15 protein-coding genes are annotated in these 16947 nt (G+C 71.6%); 9 read left to right on the forward strand and 6 right to left on the reverse strand.

Annotation, left to right across the window (positions count from 1 at the left end; translation table 11 throughout):
• Positions 1 to 3 precede the first annotated feature (3 nt).
• A complete protein-coding gene (locus ACWGJB_RS31930) occupies positions 4 to 1524 on the forward strand; it encodes a M1 family metallopeptidase (RefSeq protein ID WP_453383524.1) in 1521 nt (506 codons plus the stop codon).
• A 214-nt stretch (positions 1525 to 1738) separates the two neighbouring features.
• A complete protein-coding gene (locus tag ACWGJB_RS31935) occupies positions 1739 to 3730 on the forward strand; it encodes an N-acetylmuramoyl-L-alanine amidase (protein WP_453383525.1) in 1992 nt (663 codons plus the stop codon).
• Positions 3731 to 3754: 24 nt separating this feature from the next.
• On the opposite strand, the gene ACWGJB_RS31940 is transcribed toward ACWGJB_RS31935, so the two are convergent.
• On the reverse strand, positions 3755 to 4468 hold the full coding sequence (locus tag ACWGJB_RS31940; RefSeq protein WP_453383633.1) for a L,D-transpeptidase family protein: 714 nt from the start codon (positions 4466 to 4468) through the stop codon (positions 3755 to 3757).
• A 259-nt stretch (positions 4469 to 4727) separates the two neighbouring features.
• On the opposite strand from ACWGJB_RS31940, the gene ACWGJB_RS31945 reads away from it, so the two are divergent.
• The 4 genes from ACWGJB_RS31945 (at position 4728) to ACWGJB_RS31960 (ending at position 9385) form a co-directional block, all read left to right on the forward strand.
• Complete coding sequence (locus ACWGJB_RS31945; protein ID WP_453383526.1) at positions 4728 to 6611, forward strand: ABC transporter transmembrane domain-containing protein; 1884 nt, start codon at positions 4728 to 4730, stop codon at positions 6609 to 6611.
• Positions 6608 to 8389 carry an ABC transporter ATP-binding protein gene (locus tag ACWGJB_RS31950; protein ID WP_453383527.1) on the forward strand — a complete coding sequence of 594 codons (1782 nt, stop codon included), beginning with the start codon at positions 6608 to 6610 and terminating at the stop codon, positions 8387 to 8389. The genes ACWGJB_RS31945 and ACWGJB_RS31950 overlap by 4 nt, the downstream gene beginning before the upstream one ends.
• A gap of 195 nt (positions 8390 to 8584) precedes the next feature.
• On the forward strand, positions 8585 to 9055 hold the full coding sequence (locus ACWGJB_RS31955; RefSeq protein WP_360494381.1) for a DUF5709 domain-containing protein: 471 nt from the start codon (positions 8585 to 8587) through the stop codon (positions 9053 to 9055).
• Between the two features lie 69 nt (positions 9056 to 9124).
• The gene (locus ACWGJB_RS31960; protein ID WP_360494384.1) at positions 9125 to 9385 is read left to right on the forward strand and encodes a type B 50S ribosomal protein L31; all 261 of its coding nucleotides are present in this window, start codon (positions 9125 to 9127) and stop codon (positions 9383 to 9385) included.
• Positions 9386 to 9402: 17 nt separating this feature from the next.
• Here the strand turns inward: ACWGJB_RS31960 and ACWGJB_RS31965 are convergent, their stop codons facing one another.
• Complete coding sequence (locus ACWGJB_RS31965) at positions 9403 to 10197, reverse strand: metal-dependent hydrolase (protein WP_351698647.1); 795 nt, start codon at positions 10195 to 10197, stop codon at positions 9403 to 9405.
• Positions 10198 to 10342: 145 nt separating this feature from the next.
• Here ACWGJB_RS31965 and ACWGJB_RS31970 point away from each other — a divergent pair, with 145 nt between their 5' ends.
• Together ACWGJB_RS31970 and ACWGJB_RS31975 are read left to right on the forward strand one after the other, a co-directional pair.
• Positions 10343 to 12856 (forward strand): DUF3516 domain-containing protein, encoded by a 2514-nt coding sequence (locus ACWGJB_RS31970; RefSeq protein ID WP_453383528.1) that lies wholly within the window; start codon positions 10343 to 10345, stop codon positions 12854 to 12856.
• 34 nt (positions 12857 to 12890) lie between these two features.
• Positions 12891 to 13757: an acyl-CoA thioesterase gene (locus tag ACWGJB_RS31975; protein WP_360494390.1), complete on the forward strand. Its 867-nt coding sequence runs from the start codon at positions 12891 to 12893 to the stop codon at positions 13755 to 13757.
• Here the strand turns inward: ACWGJB_RS31975 and ACWGJB_RS31980 are convergent.
• Positions 13694 to 14626 carry a DUF6397 family protein gene (locus ACWGJB_RS31980; protein ID WP_453383529.1) on the reverse strand — a complete coding sequence of 311 codons (933 nt, stop codon included), beginning with the start codon at positions 14624 to 14626 and terminating at the stop codon, positions 13694 to 13696. The genes ACWGJB_RS31975 and ACWGJB_RS31980 overlap by 64 nt on opposite strands.
• A 126-nt stretch (positions 14627 to 14752) precedes the next feature.
• Positions 14753 to 15166: a roadblock/LC7 domain-containing protein gene (locus tag ACWGJB_RS31985; protein ID WP_453383530.1), complete on the reverse strand. Its 414-nt coding sequence runs from the start codon at positions 15164 to 15166 to the stop codon at positions 14753 to 14755.
• 95 nt (positions 15167 to 15261) lie between these two features.
• Between ACWGJB_RS31985 and ACWGJB_RS31990 the strand changes: the two genes are divergently transcribed.
• A complete protein-coding gene (locus ACWGJB_RS31990; protein ID WP_360494399.1) occupies positions 15262 to 15690 on the forward strand; it encodes a PPOX class F420-dependent oxidoreductase in 429 nt (142 codons plus the stop codon).
• A 3-nt stretch (positions 15691 to 15693) separates the two neighbouring features.
• On the opposite strand, the gene ACWGJB_RS31995 is transcribed toward ACWGJB_RS31990, so the two are convergent.
• Together ACWGJB_RS31995 and ACWGJB_RS32000 are read right to left on the reverse strand one after the other, a co-directional pair.
• Positions 15694 to 16299 carry a GTP-binding protein gene (locus ACWGJB_RS31995; RefSeq protein ID WP_450764251.1) on the reverse strand — a complete coding sequence of 202 codons (606 nt, stop codon included), beginning with the start codon at positions 16297 to 16299 and terminating at the stop codon, positions 15694 to 15696.
• Positions 16300 to 16526: 227 nt separating this feature from the next.
• Entirely contained in the window at positions 16527 to 16940 is a 414-nt protein-coding gene (locus ACWGJB_RS32000; RefSeq protein WP_453383531.1) for a DUF742 domain-containing protein, read from the reverse strand.
• Positions 16941 to 16947 lie beyond the last annotated feature (7 nt).

Consider the following 16947-nt stretch of genomic DNA (forward strand, 5'->3'; position numbering starts at 1 on the left):
CCCATGGAGATCACGACCGCTCGCGTCCGTCGCGCGGCCCTCGCCCTCGCCCTCGGCGGTGCCGTCGCCCTCACCTGCGACGCCGTGCTCGCCGGCCTCCCGCAACGGAGCCACGGCTCCCCCGCCCCCGGCCCCTCGGCCGCCGCCTCCGAACCGGCCCCGGCCCCCGGCGCCCCGGGCATCGGCGACCCGCTGATGCCGCTGGACGGCAACGGCGGCTACACGGTGCGCCGTTACACGCTCGACTTCGACTGGCAGGCGCCCGGGACGCCGTTCGAGGCGGGCGCCACCATCAGCGCCACCGCCACTCAGGCCCTGTCCCGCTTCGACCTGGACTTCGCCGGCAACACCCTGCACAAGGTCACCGTCGACGGCGCACCGGCCACCGCCGTACGGGACGGCGACGAACTCGTCGTCACGCCCGCGCGACCGATCCCCCGCGGCCACGCGTTCGCCGTCCGCGTCACCTACACCGCCGACCCCACCCAGCGCCGGCAGCGCGGCGACGCGATCCGGGAGTACGGCTGGGTGCCCACCGCCGACGGCACCCTGCTCTGTGCGCAGCCCGACGGCGCCAAACTGGTCTTCCCGGTGGACGACCACCCCAGCCTGCGGGCGCCGGTCACCTTCCGCATCACCACCCCCGCGGGGCTCCGCGCGGTGGCCAACGGCCGGCTCGTCGACCGTGTCCAGCGGCCGGGCGGACGCGTGCGCTGGACGTACGACTCCGAGGAGCCCATCGCGGCCCAGCTGATCCAGATGGCGATCGGGAAGCTCACGGTCGTCGACAGCACGGGCCCACGCGGACTGCCCGTGCGGGACGTGGTGCCGGACGGTCTGGTCGCGGACACCGAGGCCGACCGCGCGCTCACTCCAGAACACCTCGCCTGGCTGGAACGCCGGCTCGGCCCGTACCCGTTCCGCCGCTACGGCGTGCTGGTCGGGGACACCGACCTGCCGGTGGCGCTGGAGACGCAGTCGCTGTCCGTCGTGCCCAAGGACGACCTGCTCGGCGACCGGGTCGACGCCGAACGCAATCTCGTCCACGAGCTGACCCACCACTGGACCGGGGACAGCGTCGCCATCCGGCGGTGGTCCGACCTGTGGCTGAGTGAGGGTCATGCCCGGTTCTACGAGCGGCTGTACTCCGAGGAGCACGGCGGCGTCCGCATGGAGGACGCCATGCGGGACGCGTACGAGCAGCACGACCAGTGGCGCCACGACGACGGAGCCCCCGCCGAGCCGACGGAGCCGACGCTGTTCAAGGTGATGCGGTACGACGGCTCGGCGCTGGTGCTGTACGCCCTGCGGGAGAAGGTCGGTGACGAAACGTTCGACCGGATCGAGCGCACCTGGGTGACCCGGTACCGGGGCCGCGCGGCCGGCACCAAGGACTTCGTCGCGCTCGCCTCCGAGGTCGCGGGCGAGGATCTGACGCCCTTTCTGACGCCCTGGCTGTACGGGCCGGACACCCCACCGATGCCCGGACATCCCGACTGGCGGGTGGACCCGGTCGAGGACTGAGTCGGGACGGTCGGCGACCGTCCCTCGGACGCCGATCCGCTGCCGCCGACCGGGTGGCCTCTGCCGGACCGCTGGTCCACCCGGTTGACGTTCGGCGCGCCGTGCCGCGCCGGACACGGAAACGTACAGGGGGTGACGTTAAGGGCGATCCATTTGCCCTGGTTGCGACGAGCGTGGTTGGAGACCCTCAGCAAGCGGTTGGAGACCCTCCGGTATGAGAAGAACTGTCGCCCCACGTGTGCCCGGCGCCCTGCGGAACTGCCGACTGACGGCCTGTCTGCTCGCGACGGCCGCGCTGCTGCCACCGCTGCTGATCCTCCCGGCGTCGGGCGCCGACGAGGCGGAGGACCAGCGCCTGCAGAACGCCTTCACCGATGCCGCCCGCGAGTTCCACGTGCCGCGCAGTGTGCTCCTGAGCGTGTCCTACATGCAGTCGCGCTGGGACGCCCACCCGGGCACCCCCAGCGTCGCGGGCGGCTACGGGCCGATGCACCTGGTGGAGACCGGCGGCGGCCGCGCCCCCGCACCGGGGGCGGCACCGGCGGCGCCGGACGGCCGTAAGAACAGCCCCCTCGCGGGGACGGTGTTCGCCGCGGGCGGGCACGCCGTGCAGCCGGCGGACCTGGAACGCGCCGCACGGCTGATCAAGGTCCCGCCCGCGGCGCTGCGGACGGACGCCGTCGCCAACGTACGCGGTGGCGCGGCCCTGCTGGCCGCCGCACAACGGCATCTCGGCAAGCCGCTCAGCAAGGACCCGGAGGACTGGTGGCAGGCGGTGGAACGTTTCCCCGGCACCCGTGACGTCACCACGGCCACGACGTACGCCGACGACGTCTTCACCCTGATCCGCCGGGGAGCGCACCGCACCACCGCCGAAGGCCAGGAGGTCACGCTCTCCGCCTCCCCCGGCGTCCGCTCGCACCCCGGACCGCAGGTCCCGCACCGGCCCAAGGAGGTCGAGTGCCCTCGGGAGCTGTCCTGTGACTGGCTCGCCGCGCCCTACGAGGAGATCGACGAGGACGGCGACTACGGCAACCACGACCTGGCCGACCGGCCCCGGGACCAGAAGATCGAGTACATCGTCATCCACGACACCGAGTCGACACTGCCGAACATGTTCAAGACCGTGCAGGACCCGACCGAGGCGTCCTGGCACTACTCGATCCGCTCCAGCGACGGCCACGTCACCCAGCACGTCAGGACCAAGGACGAGGCCTGGCACTCGGGCAGCAAGTTCGTCAACGGCCGTTCGATCGGCATCGAACACGAGGGGTTCCTCGCCCACCCCGGCACCTGGTACACGGAGCAGATGTACCGGTCCTCGGCCCGCCTGGTGCGCTTCCTGGCGAAGAAGTACGGCGTCCCGATGGACCGGCAGCACATCTTCGGCCACGACAACGTGCCGGCCCCGACCGGCGACAGCATCCCCGAGATGCACGAGGACCCCGGTCCCTTCTGGGACTGGCGACACTACTTCGACCTGCTCGGCGCGCCGTTGAAGGCCACGGCCGGACCGAACAGCGACATGGTGATGATCCTGCCGGACTACGCCACCCACAAGCCGCGGTACACCGGGTGCGACGGCGCCGGGAAGCGGTGCCAGCCGCACGGCTCCAGCGCCGTCCGCCTGCACACCCGACCGGCCGACGACGCCCCGCTGATCCAGGACCCGGGCCGCAGGCCGGACGGCGACGAGTCCACCGAGGACGTCAGTGACCTCGGTTCGCGTGTCTCCACCGGCCAGACCTTCGCCGTCGCCGACCGCAGGGGCGAGTGGACGGCGATCTGGTTCCAGGGCAACAAGGCCTGGTTCAAGAACCCCAAGGACCACCCGACGGCGGTCGGCGCGAGCGGCCGCATGGTGACACCGAAGGAGGGCCTGGACGAGATCCCGGTGTACGGGCGTGCCCTGCCCGAGGAGGAGGCCTACCCGGAGGGAATGGAGGAGGAGACCGACTCGCCGCTCCCGTACACCCTGCGGGCGGGCCAGCGTTATGTGACACAGTCCGGTGTCGGCAGTTCCTATGTCGACAGATCGACCTTCTCCGGTACGCCCCAGCCCGTGGTACTGGGCCAGGAGAGGTACTACGAGATCCAGTTCGGCCACCGGCTGGCCTACGTCCGGGCGAACGACGTGGACCTGGTGCACGCGAGTACCGGCTCGGCCGGGGCACCCGAGCAGCAGCCCGGCGCGGCCGGCCGGTGACCCCGCGCGGCCCCCGGGGTCTCGCTAGGCCAGCAGGTCCGCCCGGTCTCCCATCACCACGACGGGATCGCGGTGGGGGTCGAGCGTGCGGAGCAGGAACCGCATGGCCTCCTCGGAGAGGCCGATGCAGGCCGAGGTGCCGCTGCCGTGGTCGAGGTGCAGCCAGATCTTGCCGCCCCGTTCGGCGCCCCAGGGCCGGGTGACGTCGTGCGGCGGTGCGCCCCGCAGCCGGTTGTAGTCGATGGCGATGACGTAGTCGAAGTCGTGCCGGTACGCCGGGCTCCAGTAGGACGGGGGCGCGTAGGCGGTCTCGTCGTGGGTGTAGGAGAGCCGGGTGCCCGGGTCGGGGAGCACACCGCCCGCGTCGGTGACCGTGAACACGCCGACCGGGCTGCGTCCGTCGCCCGCGTAGTGGTCGGTGGTCCAGCCGTTCCGCCCGTTGTGGGCGGGCCAGCTGCCCACCGGGCGCCAGCCGTCGTCCCGCAGGCTGTAGAGCACGGCCGTGGCGTCGGCCGAGTCCCCGCCCTCGCCGTACACGGCCAGGACCTGGCCGGAGTCGGCCGGGATCTCCGCGTGCAGCCGCTCGCCGACGCCGGGCAGCGCGGTCGCGTCGCCGACGGAAACAGCCGGCCACGGCTGCGGGACCCTGCTCGCCCGGGCGGCCGCGCCGGGCACCCCTGATACGCCGTTCTTCGCACCGCCGCCGCTCTCCGGTCCCCCACAGCCGGCCAGGGCCATCAGGACGGTTGCGTAGGCCAGCGCCGTCACGGCCGTCGCACACCGAACGCTCTTGATCTGCACCCGGACATCCTGACATCACATATCGACACATTGATTGACTTTACGAACATAGACCGCGTGTTGGACGGCGGGCCCTGACCGGAAGGCGGCGGATTTCACCGACCGTCCGGGAAAACCGTTTGATTTCGACCACGCTCCGACGCGAACCTTTCACGGCTTGTCGCCACCTTCCCCCGACACGAGCCGCTGGGACGTCATGCAAATTCAAGATCTTCCGTATTCCGATCCGGGCGTGCCGGACGCACGTTCGGGTCCCCGATTCCTGTGGTGGCTCGGGCGGAACCAACTGGGTGGCCAGCTCAAGGCGCTGGCCTGGGGACTGCTGCACTTCGTGGCCGTCTCCGCGCTGCCCTTCTGCGTGGGGTTCGCCGTCCAGGCCGTCGTCGACCGCTCCGGCACCCGTCTGGTGCTGACGGGCGGTCTGCTCGTGCTGTGCGGTGCGGCGATCGCCGTCGGCGACACCTTCCTGCACCGGGCCGCCGTCACCAACTGGATCACCGCGGCCGCCCGCGTCCAGCAGCTGCTCGCCCGCAAGGCCGCCCAGCTGGGCTCGGCGCTGACCCGGAGGGTGGCGGCCGGCGAGGTGGTCGCCGTCTCCACCGGCGACGTCGAGAAGATCGGCTGGTTCGTCGAGGCGGTCTCCCGGTTCACCGCGGCCGCCCTGACGGTCGTCGTGGTCGGCGTCGGCCTGCTCTTCTACCAGCCCGCGCTCGGCTGGGTGGTCGCCGCGGGGCTGCCGCTGGTGGCGCTGGCCGTGCTGCCGCTGCTGCCCCGGGCGACCCGGCGCGCCGACTTCCAGCGCGCCAAGGCCGGCCGGGCCACCGAGTTGGCCTCGGACACCGTGGCGGGGCTACGGGTACTGCGCGGCATCGGCGGCGAGGACCTCTTCCTCGACCGCTACCGCCGTGCCTCCCAGGAGGTGCGCCGGGCCGCCGTGCGCAGCGCCCGGATGTGGTCCCTGATCGCCGCGATCCAGGTGCTGGTGCCCGGGCTGTTGCTGATCGCGGTGGTCTGGCACGGCGTCCACCTCGCCCGGCAGGGCCGGGTCACCGTCGGCGAACTGGTCACCGTCTACAGCTCGGTCATGATCCTCAACTATCCGTTGCAGCACTTCACCGAGATCGCCATGGCGTACTCCTTCTCGCGCCCCTCGGCGAAACGGGCCGCCCGGGTGCTCTCCCTGGAGCGGGCCACCGACACCGGCGGCTCGCGCGCGGACGCGGTGCCGGACGGTGACCTGTACGACCCGGACACCGGTCTGCTGGCGCCCGCGGGCCGGCTGACCGCCGTGGTCTGCGGCGACCCCGACGCGGCCGGCCACCTCGCCGAACGGCTGGGCGGCCACCCCGCCGAGGCCGCCACCTCCGTGCTGCTCGGCGGTGTACCGCTCGACGAACTGCCCCTGGAGACCGCCCGTACCGCGGTGCTCGTCCAGGACAAGGACCCGGTGCTGCTCTCCGGTTCGCTGCGCGACCTGCTCGACGTGCCGGCCTCCGGCGCCGTGCGGGCCGAGGAGGCGCTGGCCGCCGCCCAGTGCGCGGACGTCCTGGAGGCCCTGGTCCAGGGATCGTTGGACGTCACCGACCCGCTGGACGCCCGGATCACCGAGCGGGGCCGCTCCCTGTCGGGCGGCCAGCGCCAGCGGCTCGCGCTGGCCCGGTCACTGATCACCGACCCCGAGGTGCTCGTCCTGGACGAGCCGACCTCCGCCGTCGACTCGCACACCGAGGCGCGGATCGCGGAGGGCATCCGCGAGGTGCGGTCCGGCCGTACGACCGTGCTGTTCACCTCCTCGCCGCTACTGCTCGACCGGGCCGATCGGGTCGTCCTCGTCCACGAGGGCGAGGTCGAGGTGGTCGGCGTGCACCGCGAACTGGTGCGCACCGAGCCCCGGTACCGGGCGGTGGTGACCCGGGAGACGGACGACGAAGCCGCCCTCCGGAACACGAGGGACGAGGACGTCGCCCTGCGAGGCGGCGCGCTCGAGGAGACGGAGGTCGCGCTGCCAGGCGGCACGCCCGAGTCGAAAGAAGCCGCGCTGCGAGGCAGCGCGCTGGAAGAGATCGAGGAAAGCGCATGATCGGCGTCGCACCACCGGCGTACGACCCGGCGGCCCCGACGACGGCCACCACCCTGCCCGTAGGCGCCACCTCGACCGTGCGCGCCTACGTGGCCGAACTGTTCCGCCGGCATCGCCGGGCCTTCTGCGTCCTCGTCCTGGTCAACACCGTGGCCGTGATCGCTTCCATGGTCGGCCCGTACCTGCTCGGCGGACTGATCGAGCGGGTGTCGGACGGTGCCCGTGACCTCCATCTGGGCCTGACCATCGGCCTGTTCGTGCTCGCGCTCGCCGTCCAGGCCGTCTTCATGCGCGAGGTACGGCTGCGGGGCGCCGTGCTCGGCGAGCGGATGCTGGCCGACCTGCGCGAGGACTTCCTCGTCCGGTCCGTCGGGCTGCCGCCGGGCGTCCTGGAGCGGGCGGGCACGGGTGATCTGCTGTCCCGGATCACCACCGACATCGACCGGCTCGCCAACGCCATGCGGGAGGCCGTGCCACAGCTGTCGATCGGCGTCGTGTGGGTGGTGCTGCTGCTCGGCGGCCTCGTGGTCACGGCGCCGCCGCTGGCCGCCGCCGTGCTGCTCGCCCTGCCGATCCTGGTGATCGTCTGCCGCTGGTACTTCAAGCGGGCGCCCGCCGGCTACCGCTCCGAGGCCGCCGGGTACGCGTCGGTGGCCGCCGCCCTCGCGGAGTCCGTGGACGCCGGGCACACCGTCGAGGCACACCGGCTCGGTGCCCGGCGCATCGCCCTGTCCGAACGCCGGGTCAAGGAGTGGACGGCATGGGAGCGCTACACGCTGTGGCTGCGGTCGGTGCTCTTCCCGGCCATGAACGCCACGCACACCACCGTGCTCGGCTCGGTGCTGATGATCGGCGGCGCCCTCGTCCTCGACGGCCGGCTCGACGTGGGCCAGCTGACGACGGGGGCACTCATCGCCCAGATGCTCGTCGAGCCGGTGAACCTGATCCTGCGCTGGTACGACGAGGTCCAGGTCGCCCAGGTGTCGCTGGCCCGGCTGGTCGGCGTCCGGGACATCGAGCCGGAAGCCGGTGACGCCTCGCTGGCTCCCGAGGGCCGCGAGGTGCACGCGGACGAGGTCCGCTTCGGCTACCTGCAGGGCGTCGACGTGCTGCGCCAGGTCTCCCTGGAGGTCGCGCCCGGCACCCGCCTTGCCCTGGTCGGGCCCTCGGGTGCGGGCAAGTCCACCCTGGGCCGGCTGCTCGCCGGGATCTACGCGCCCCGCGACGGCCGGATCACCCTCGGCGGCGCCGAGCTGTCCCGGATGACCGCCGAACGCGTCCGCTCCCATGTCGCCCTCGTCAACCAGGAGCACCACGTCTTCGTGGGCTCCCTGCGCGACAACCTGCTGCTCGCCCGGACCGGCGCCGAGGACGCCGAGCTGTGGGCGGCCCTGGGCGCGGTGGACGCGGACGGCTGGGCGCGGGCCCTGGAGCAGGGCCTGGAGACCGAGGTGGGCTCGGGGGGCCTCACGCTGACCCCGGCGCAGGCCCAGCAGATCGCGCTGGCCCGGCTGGTCCTGGCCGACCCGCACACCCTCGTCCTGGACGAGGCGACCTCGCTGCTGGACCCGCGCGCGGCCCGCCACCTGGAGCGGTCCCTGGCCCGGGTCCTCGACGGCCGCACGGTGGTCGCCATCGCGCACCGGCTGCACACCGCCCATGACGCGGATGTCATCGCCGTGGTCGAGAACGGCCGGATCAGCGAGCTCGGCAGCCATGACGAGCTGGTGGCGGCCGACGGCGCCTACGCGGCGCTGTGGCGGTCGTGGCACGGGTGACCGGCCGTGGCACGGGGTGCGCGCCGCAGGTCGCGCCCCGTGCCGTTGCGCGGGTACGAGCAGGGGTGGAAGGCTGGAGAGCGGCACCGGTTCGGGGACGGGCCGGGAACCGGAGGGTTCGCGGCGCGTGAGGCCCGTGCCGAGCGTGCCGGCGGCCCGCCCCTCGGACCGCCGCCTCACCCCCTGGAGGTAGCCGTGACCACCGCCGACGGATGGGGGGACGACGTCTACCAGCCCGACGGATCCGAGATCCGCGAGGACACGGGACTGCTCGACGTGGAGGACACGCTGGAGTCCGACGGCGTCAGCGATCCCCTGGACCGGGGCTGGTCCCCGCCCGAGCGGCCCTGGGCCGTGGAGCACACCGGGGTCACCGCGGCGGAGGGCCACCGGGGCGAGACCCTGGACCAGCGGCTCGCCGAGGAGCTGCCCGATCCGGCCGCGCCCGACGGCGACGGCATCGGCGACTGTCAGGGCAGCGACGGCGAACTCCTGGACAACGAGGTCGGCGATCTGCGCTCCGGCCGCCTTGTGGCACCCGACGAGGGGGCGCACGAGGACGACGAGAACGGTCTCGTCGCCACCGACGTCGGCATCGACGGCGCCGGGGCCTCCGCCGAGGAGGCCGCAATGCACATCGTCGACGAGGACACCGCCTACGGCTGACGCCGCATCCCCCTGCTCGGCCGCCCCGACCGCCCTGTCCGCGTTGTCCGCCTTGTTCGAGGAGCCGCCATGCAGCAGGACAAGCACCCCGACTACCACCCCGTGGTCTTCCGCGACCGCGCCGCCGGATACGCCTTCCTGACCCGGTCCACCGCGACCAGCGACCAGACCATCGACTGGGACGACGGCGAGACCTACCCGGTGGTCGACGTGGAGATCTCCTCGGAGAGCCACCCCTTCTACACCGGGAAGGCCCGCACGGTGGACACCGAGGGCCGCGTCGCCGCGTTCGAACGGCGCTACGGGGGTGGCTCGGGGCAGACCGGCTGACCCCGGAGCCCCCGCGGTCAGATCACGTTCAGGGCGGCCGCGCAGCCTATGCCGCCCAGCACCATGAACACGGGCATCAGCACCTTGAGCTCGACCCAGCTGCCCGCGCGGAACCGCATGACCTTCGGCGGGCCCAGCGGGTACCAGCGCTTGCGGCCGATCGGGATGGGCCACAGGATCGGGCAGCCGGAGACGGTCAGCGCGTCCCCGATGTCGTGCACCAGCGCCCCCAGCACCACCGGCAGCCCCAGCCACAGGTACTCCTGGCCGGGCTGGGTGAACAGCCAGTCCGAGCCGTTGCCCGGCTTGTCCAGGACGCCCGCCAGGATCCAGGCGCTGGTCCCCGCGAGCAGCCACACCAGTATGTCGCTGCTGGAGCCGCGGGCGGCCCGCCACAGCAGGCCCTCGATCGCCAGCACCATGTGCGCGAAGAGGATCGCCAGCACCGCCCAGCGGCCGCCGAGGATCGCCGCGGCGGAACAGCCCCCGCCGATCAGCACCGCCCACACCCAGGTGTGGGTCAGCGTCCGGTGCCCACCGTTGCGTCGCGGGTCGCCCGGCTTCCGGGTCGCCTTGTAGACGGCGTAGGAGAGCTTGTCGACGATCTCGCAGACCCAGCGTGACAGCGGTCCGAAGGCGCGCGAGATGGTGGCGGCCTTGTGGTCGAGGTCCGGGGCGAGCGCGGCGCCGGCGCAGATCAGTGCCCCGACCAGGAGCACCGGCCAGGGCATCCCGTGCCCGGCCGCGGCGGCCGCGGCTCCGACGCCGAGCCAGGCGGCGGCTCCCGACAGTGAGTGTGCAGGTCCCATCATGGCCGCTGTGCGCCCCATTCCTCGTGTGCCGCTGTCCAGTTGACCGGGTGCGATGACGCTCCGTCGGCGACACAGCATAGGGGTCTTGATCATCGGCGTCGTAGCCGATTCCCCCCTCGGGGGTCGGGCCAGGCAAGATGGGTGCGTGACCCTCATCGATCGACTGCCGCCGACCGCCGACCCCGACGCCCTGTACGAAGCCTTCGAGTCGTGGGCGCAGGAGCGCGGTCTCACGCTCTACCCCCACCAGGAGGAGGCGCTGATCGAGGCGGTCTCCGGGGCGAACGTGATCGTGTCGACACCGACCGGCTCCGGCAAGAGCATGATCGCCGCGGGCGCGCACTTCGCCGCCCTGGCCCGGGACGAGGTCACCTTCTACACGGCGCCGATCAAGGCGCTGGTGTCGGAGAAGTTCTTCGAGCTGTGCAAGATCTTCGGCACCGAGAACGTCGGCATGCTCACCGGCGACGCCTCCGTGAACTCCGACGCACCCGTCATCTGCTGCACCGCCGAGGTGCTCGCCTCCATCGCCCTGCGCGACGGCAAGCAGGCGGACGTCGGCCAGGTCGTCATGGACGAGTTCCACTTCTACGCCGAGGGCGACCGCGGCTGGGCCTGGCAGATCCCGCTCCTGGAACTGCCGCAGGCGCAGTTCATCCTGATGTCCGCCACCCTCGGCGACGTCTCCTTCTTCGAGAAGGACCTCGCCCGCCGCACCGGCCGTCCCACCTCGGTGGTCCGCTCGGCGACCCGCCCGGTGCCGCTGTCCTACGAGTACAAGTTCACCCCGCTCACCGAAACGCTCACCGAACTGCTGGAGAGCAGGCAGGCGCCGGTGTACATCGTGCACTTCACCCAGGCGCAGGCGGTGGAGCGGGCGCAGGCGCTGATGAGCATCAACATGTGCTCGAAGGAGGAGAAGGAGCAGATCGCCGAACTGATCGGCAACTTCCGCTTCACCACCAAGTTCGGCCGCAACCTCTCCCGGTACGTCCGGCACGGCATCGGCGTCCACCACGCCGGCATGCTGCCCAAGTACCGGCGGCTGGTGGAGAAGCTCGCGCAGGCCGGTCTGCTCAAGGTCATCTGCGGCACCGACACCCTGGGTGTGGGCGTCAACGTGCCCATCCGCACGGTGTTGTTCACCGCCCTCACCAAGTACGACGGCAACCGGGTGCGCACGCTGCGCGCCCGTGAGTTCCACCAGATCGCCGGCCGGGCGGGCCGGGCCGGATTCGACACGGCCGGTCTGGTGGTCGCGCAGGCGCCCGAGCACGTCATCGAGAACGAGAAGGCGCTGGCGAAGGCGGGCGACGACCCGAAGAAGCGGCGCAAGGTGGTGCGCAAGAAGGCGCCGGAGGGCTTCGTCGCCTGGTCGGAGACCACGTTCGAGAAGCTGATCGCGTCCGAGCCGGAGCCGCTGACGTCGCGTTTCCGGGTGACGCACACGATGCTGCTGTCGGTGATCGCCCGCCCGGGCAACGCCTTCGAGGCGATGCGTCATCTGCTGGAGGACAACCACGAGCCGCGCAAGCAGCAGCTGCGGCACATCCGCCGGGCGATCGCCATCTACCGTTCGCTCCTCGACGGCGGCATCGTCGAGAAGCTGGACGAGCCGGACCCGACCGGCCGTATCGTCCGTCTCACGGTCGACCTCCAGCAGGACTTCGCGCTCAACCAGCCGCTGTCCACGTTCGCCCTCGCCGCGTTCGAACTCCTCGACCCCGAATCGCCGTCCTACGCCCTCGACATGGTGTCCGTCGTCGAGTCCACCCTGGACGACCCGCGGCAGATCCTGGTCGCCCAGCTGAACAAGGCGAAGGGCGAGGCGGTGGCCGCGATGAAGGCGGACGGCGTCGAGTACGAGGAGCGCATGGAGCGCCTCCAGGACGTCACCTACCCGAAGCCCATGGAAGAGCTGCTCTTCCACGCGTACGACACCTACCGCAAGAGCCACCCCTGGGTCGGCGACCATCCGCTGTCGCCGAAGTCGGTCATCCGGGACATGTACGAACGGGCGATGTCCTTCACCGAGTTGGTGTCCTTCTACGAACTGGCCCGCACCGAGGGCATCGTGCTGCGCTACCTGGCGAGCGCGTACAAGACGCTGGACCACAACATCCCCGACGACCTCAAGTCCGAGGATCTGCAGGACCTGATCGAGTGGCTGGGCGAGATGGTCCGCCAGGTCGACTCCAGTCTGCTGGACGAGTGGGAACAGCTCGCCAACCCGGAGGAGATGACGGCCGAGGAGGCCCAGGAGAAGGCCGACGAGGTCAAGCCGGTCACCGCCAACGCGCGCGCCTTCCGGGTCCTGGTCCGCAACGCGATGTTCCGCCGCGTGGAGCTGGCCGCCCTCGACCACGTCGACGAGCTGGGCGAGATGGACGCGGAGTCCGGCTGGGACGCCGATGCCTGGGGCGAGGCGATGGACAAGTACTGGGACGAGTACGAGGACCTGGGCACCGGTCCCGACGCGCGCGGCCCCAAGCTGCTCGTGATCCAGGAGGAGCCGCAGAACGCGCTGTGGCGCGTCCGGCAGATCTTCGACGACCCGAACGACGACCACGACTGGGGCATCAGCGCGGAGGTCGACCTGACGGCCTCCGACGCCGAAGGCCGCGCGGTCGTCCGCGTCACCGATGTCGGCCAGCTCTGACCCGGCCCGTTCCGACCACAGGAGAACCTCACCCATGACCAACCCGGCCGAGAGACTGGTCGACCTGCTCGACCTCGAGCAGATCGAGGTCAACATCTTCCGTGGCCGCAGTCCCCAGGAGTCCATCCAACGGGTCTTCGGCGGCCAGGTGGCGGGCCAGGCGCTGGTCGCCGCCGGCCGCACCACTGAGGGCGACCGCCCGGTGCACTCGCTGCACGCGTACTTCCTGCGACCGGGCCGGCCAGGCGTGCCGATCGTGTACCAGGTCGAACGGATCCGGGACGGGCGGTCGTTCACGACGCGCCGGGTCACCGCCGTGCAGCAGGGCCGCACGATCTTCAATCTGACCGCCTCCTTCCACAAGCCTGAGGTGGGAGCTTTCGAGCACCAGCTGCCGCCGGCCCGTGAGGTGCCGCACCCGGAGTCGCTGCCGACGCTCGCCGAGGAGATCCGCAAGTATCTGGGAGAGCTGCCGGAGCAGTTGGAGCGGATGGCGCGCCGCCAGCCCTTCGACATCCGTTATGTCGACCGGCTGCGCTGGAATCACGAGGAGATAGCGGGCGCCGAGCCGCGCAGCGCGGTGTGGATGCGCGCGGTCGGTCCGCTGGGTGACGATCCGCTGGTGCACACCTGCGCGCTGACCTACGCCAGCGACATGACCCTTCTGGATGCGGTGCGGGTCCCTGTCGAGCCCCTGTGGGGGCCACGGAACTTCGACATGGCCTCGCTGGACCACGCCATGTGGTTCCACCGGCCGTTCCGCGCCGACGAGTGGTTCCTGTACGAGCAGGAGTCCCCCATCGCCACGGGTGGCCTGGGACTGGCCCGCGGGCGGGTCTACGACCTGGAGGGGCGGCTGCTGGTGTCGGTCGTCCAGGAGGGGCTGTTCAGGGCCTTGTAGTATAGATGCAGCCAGCGGCGCATGCCGCGCGGCCGCACCGGTGGTGCCGGTGCCGGGTGCTGCGATCGCGTGGCGGCGGTGTGCGGCTGCTCGGCAGGGCGGCGCGCGGGCCGGAACGTACGGGCCTCCGCCACCGCCCGTGCCAGGTCGTTGCGGAACCAGTCGATCTCGTCGGGCTCGTCCGCCGTCATCAGCTCCTCGGCGAGCAGCGCGGTAGGCGAGCCCGGTGAGCCGTGGGCGGGCGGGGCCGGCCGGAGGGCCTTCACATACGCACGCTCGTGAGGATCCGTCAGAGCGTCGTCGATCTCGTCGGGGTCCAGAAAGCCGGCCACCGCCCCGGCCCGCTCCCACGGCCCGTCCGCCGCCCTCAGCAGGAGACCGCAGTGGCGTCCGCGCCAGTTGCGGGCCCGCTGGTCCGCTCCCGCCCTGAGCCGGCCACGCAACTCCTCGGGCGTACGGCCGGTGAGCAGCGGTGCGTTCTTCTCGTCGGCCGCGAACCGCCGTAGCTCCTCGGCCAGGTAGAGCCAGACCACGGCCCGGTAGCGGTTCGGGTACCAGTTCACGGGGGTCACCAGGCCGAGTTTCGCGAAGCGGGTGAACCTGCCCGCCGGGATCTCCATCAGGGCCGCGCCCTCGGTGGTCCCGACCGCTCGCACGCTCTCGCGGAGGGATTCCGCCCGGTCCTGGAGCCGCTCGATCTCGGCCCGGGTGACGCGGCGGCCTCCGCCGCCGCCCTCGTCGGGCACTGTGCGGATCCGGCCAAGATGTACCGCGAGGTCGAACTCGCCTCGCCTGAGGCCCAGTTCACGGGCGGCGCGGCTGAACGTGCAGCTGAGCGGGCGGGGTCGGGCGATGGTGGTGCCGGCCATGGTCGTACTCCCCCGTGGAGCGGGTGGCTCGCGCCGGATGCGCTCGCCGTGGAAAAACCGTAGCCGCTCCGGCGGATCTTCTGGCGGGCCTGTGGACAACTCCGCGACAGAGGATGAAACAGCAGGTCAGAGGTCCACTGTGGAGGAACGCTCCGGTTGCCGGGCGTCCACGCCGAGGTGTTCGCCGACCCGGTTGACGAGCAGCGTCATCTCGTAGGCGATCTGGCCGATGTCCGCCTCCGCGCCGCTGAGCACGCACAGACAGCTGCCGGTTCCGGCGGCGGTGACGAACAGGACCGCGTCGTCGTACTCGATCATCGTCTGGCGGACCTGGCCCGCGCCGAAGTGCCGTCCGGAGCCCTTGGCGAGGCTGTGCAGCCCGGAGGCGACGGCGGCCAGATGCTCCGCGTCCTCCCGGCGAAGGCCGGTGCTCGCTCCCGTGACCAGCCCGTCGTTCGACAGGACCAGCGCGTGCCGTACGTGCTCCACGCGCTCGGTCAGGTCGTCGAGCAGCCAGCCGAGTCCCTGGTTCTGCGCCATGTCGTAGCGTCTCCCCGTGTGCCGTCTCCCCCTGGCTGGAGGATCTCCTCGCCAGCCTTCCCCACCACCGGCGTCCGGGCAAGGAGGATGGAGACATGGCACAGAAGATGACCGACGAGGAATGGCGGGCGTTCGTCTCGCACGGCACCCGCACCGGCAAGCTGTCCACCGTCAACGCCGACGGCAGCCCGCACGTGGCCCCCGTCTGGTTCCTGCTGGATGGGGACGACCTGGTCTTCAACACCGGCAAGGACACCGTGAAGGGGCGCAATCTGACCCGCGACGGGCGGGTCGCCCTGTGCGTGGACGACGACCGGCCCCCCTTCCATTTCGTGGTGCTGAACGGGCGCGCCCGGCTGTCGGAGGAACCGGGGCCGTTGCGTGACTGGGCCACCCGGATCGCGGCCCGTTACATGGGAGAGGACAGCGCGGAGGAGTTCGGCGCCCGCAACGGCGTCCCGGGCGAGCTGCTGGTCCGGGTCACGGTGGAGAAAGTGGTGGCGCTCAAGGACCTCACGGGCTGACACTCAGCCCACCGAGTCGAGGAGCCGGGCGGTGTGCATCCGCCCGGCGTACTCGACGAGTCGGATCAGCACCTCCTTACCGGAGTCCCGGTCGCGGGCGTCGCACAGCACCACGGGCGTGCCCTGGTCCAGGTCCAGGGCGCGGGAGACGTCACGCGCGCCGTAGCTCCGGGCGCCGACGAAGCAGTTGACGGCGACGACGAACGGGATGTGCCGGTGCTCGAAGTAGTCGACCGCCGGGAAGCAGTCCTCCAGGCGGCGGGTGTCGGCGAGGACGACGGCCCCGAGGGCTCCCTGCGACAGCTCGTCCCAGAGGAACCAGAAGCGGTCCTGGCCCGGGGTGCCGAAGAGGTAGAGGGAGAGCCCGGAGCGGATGGTGATGCGGCCGAAGTCCATGGCGACGGTGGTGGTGACCTTCTGGTCCACCCCGTCCGTGTCGTCCACCAGCTGGCCCGCTTCGCTGAGCATTTCCTCGGTGCGCAGCGGCCGGATCTCGCTGACGGCGCCGACCAGGGTCGTCTTCCCGACGCCGAAGCCGCCGGCGACCAATATCTTGAGCGCCATGGCCGACGTGTCGTCGTCGGCGGGCTCGGAGTACTCGGAGACCATGATCACTTCTCTCGTGAGGGCCGGCTACGGACGACATGCTCAGAAGGCTCGGAGGGCCAGGGACACCGCTCGGGCTTCGCGAGGCGCTGCTCGGGCTTCGCGCGACGCCGGTCGGTCCGGTCGGGACGCGAAGCCAGCATCATGACAACCGTGGCCCCTTCGCGGGCGGTTGGACCGGAACGCGTCTGTTCTGACCGGGGCGCGCCCGGTTGGTTCCGGATGCTCATCTACAGTGCCCGCAATCCCGCGATGACCTCGCGCAGAATCCGTTCGTCGGGAAGCTGGGCCGGCGGCACCGGACGGCTCACGGTGACGCTGCCCAGTTCCAGCAGATCACCCAGGAGCACCCGGACCACGCCCACCGGAAGGTCCGCGCCGGCGGCGAGTTCGGCGACGGACTGCGTCTCGACCCGGCACAGGTCGATCAGCGCCCGGTGTTCGGGGCCGAGCGCGGTGTCGTCGTCGACGCCGGGCGCGCCCGGGTCCAGCGTGACCAGGGCGATCAGGTCGAACCGCACTCCGGTGGGGCCGGGTTTGGTGCGGCCGCCGGTCATGGCGTAGGGACGGACGAGGGGCCCGGCCTCGCCGTCGTACCACTGGCTGCCCGGCTCGCGCGCCGCGTCGGTCGTGTACTCGGTCATCGGTGAC

This window comes from Streptomyces sp. NPDC054813, from assembly GCF_053611365.1.

Coding starts and splice junctions, on each gene's coding strand:
- ACWGJB_RS31975 (WP_360494390.1), top strand. CDS start 12,891: ATGACCAACCCGGCCGAGAGACTGGTCGACCTGCTCGACCTCGAGCAG.
- ACWGJB_RS31930 (WP_453383524.1), top strand. CDS start 4: ATGGAGATCACGACCGCTCGCGTCCGTCGCGCGGCCCTCGCCCTCGCC.
- ACWGJB_RS31960 (WP_360494384.1), top strand. CDS start 9,125: ATGCAGCAGGACAAGCACCCCGACTACCACCCCGTGGTCTTCCGCGAC.
- ACWGJB_RS31965 (WP_351698647.1), bottom strand. CDS start 10,197: ATGATGGGACCTGCACACTCACTGTCGGGAGCCGCCGCCTGGCTCGGC.
- ACWGJB_RS31940 (WP_453383633.1), bottom strand. CDS start 4,468: ATGGCCCTGGCCGGCTGTGGGGGACCGGAGAGCGGCGGCGGTGCGAAG.
- ACWGJB_RS31990 (WP_360494399.1), top strand. CDS start 15,262: ATGGCACAGAAGATGACCGACGAGGAATGGCGGGCGTTCGTCTCGCAC.
- ACWGJB_RS32000 (WP_453383531.1), bottom strand. CDS start 16,940: ATGACCGAGTACACGACCGACGCGGCGCGCGAGCCGGGCAGCCAGTGG.
- ACWGJB_RS31935 (WP_453383525.1), top strand. CDS start 1,739: ATGAGAAGAACTGTCGCCCCACGTGTGCCCGGCGCCCTGCGGAACTGC.
- ACWGJB_RS31985 (WP_453383530.1), bottom strand. CDS start 15,166: ATGGCGCAGAACCAGGGACTCGGCTGGCTGCTCGACGACCTGACCGAG.
- ACWGJB_RS31945 (WP_453383526.1), top strand. CDS start 4,728: ATGCAAATTCAAGATCTTCCGTATTCCGATCCGGGCGTGCCGGACGCA.
- ACWGJB_RS31995 (WP_450764251.1), bottom strand. CDS start 16,299: ATGGTCTCCGAGTACTCCGAGCCCGCCGACGACGACACGTCGGCCATG.
- ACWGJB_RS31950 (WP_453383527.1), top strand. CDS start 6,608: ATGATCGGCGTCGCACCACCGGCGTACGACCCGGCGGCCCCGACGACG.
- ACWGJB_RS31980 (WP_453383529.1), bottom strand. CDS start 14,626: ATGGCCGGCACCACCATCGCCCGACCCCGCCCGCTCAGCTGCACGTTC.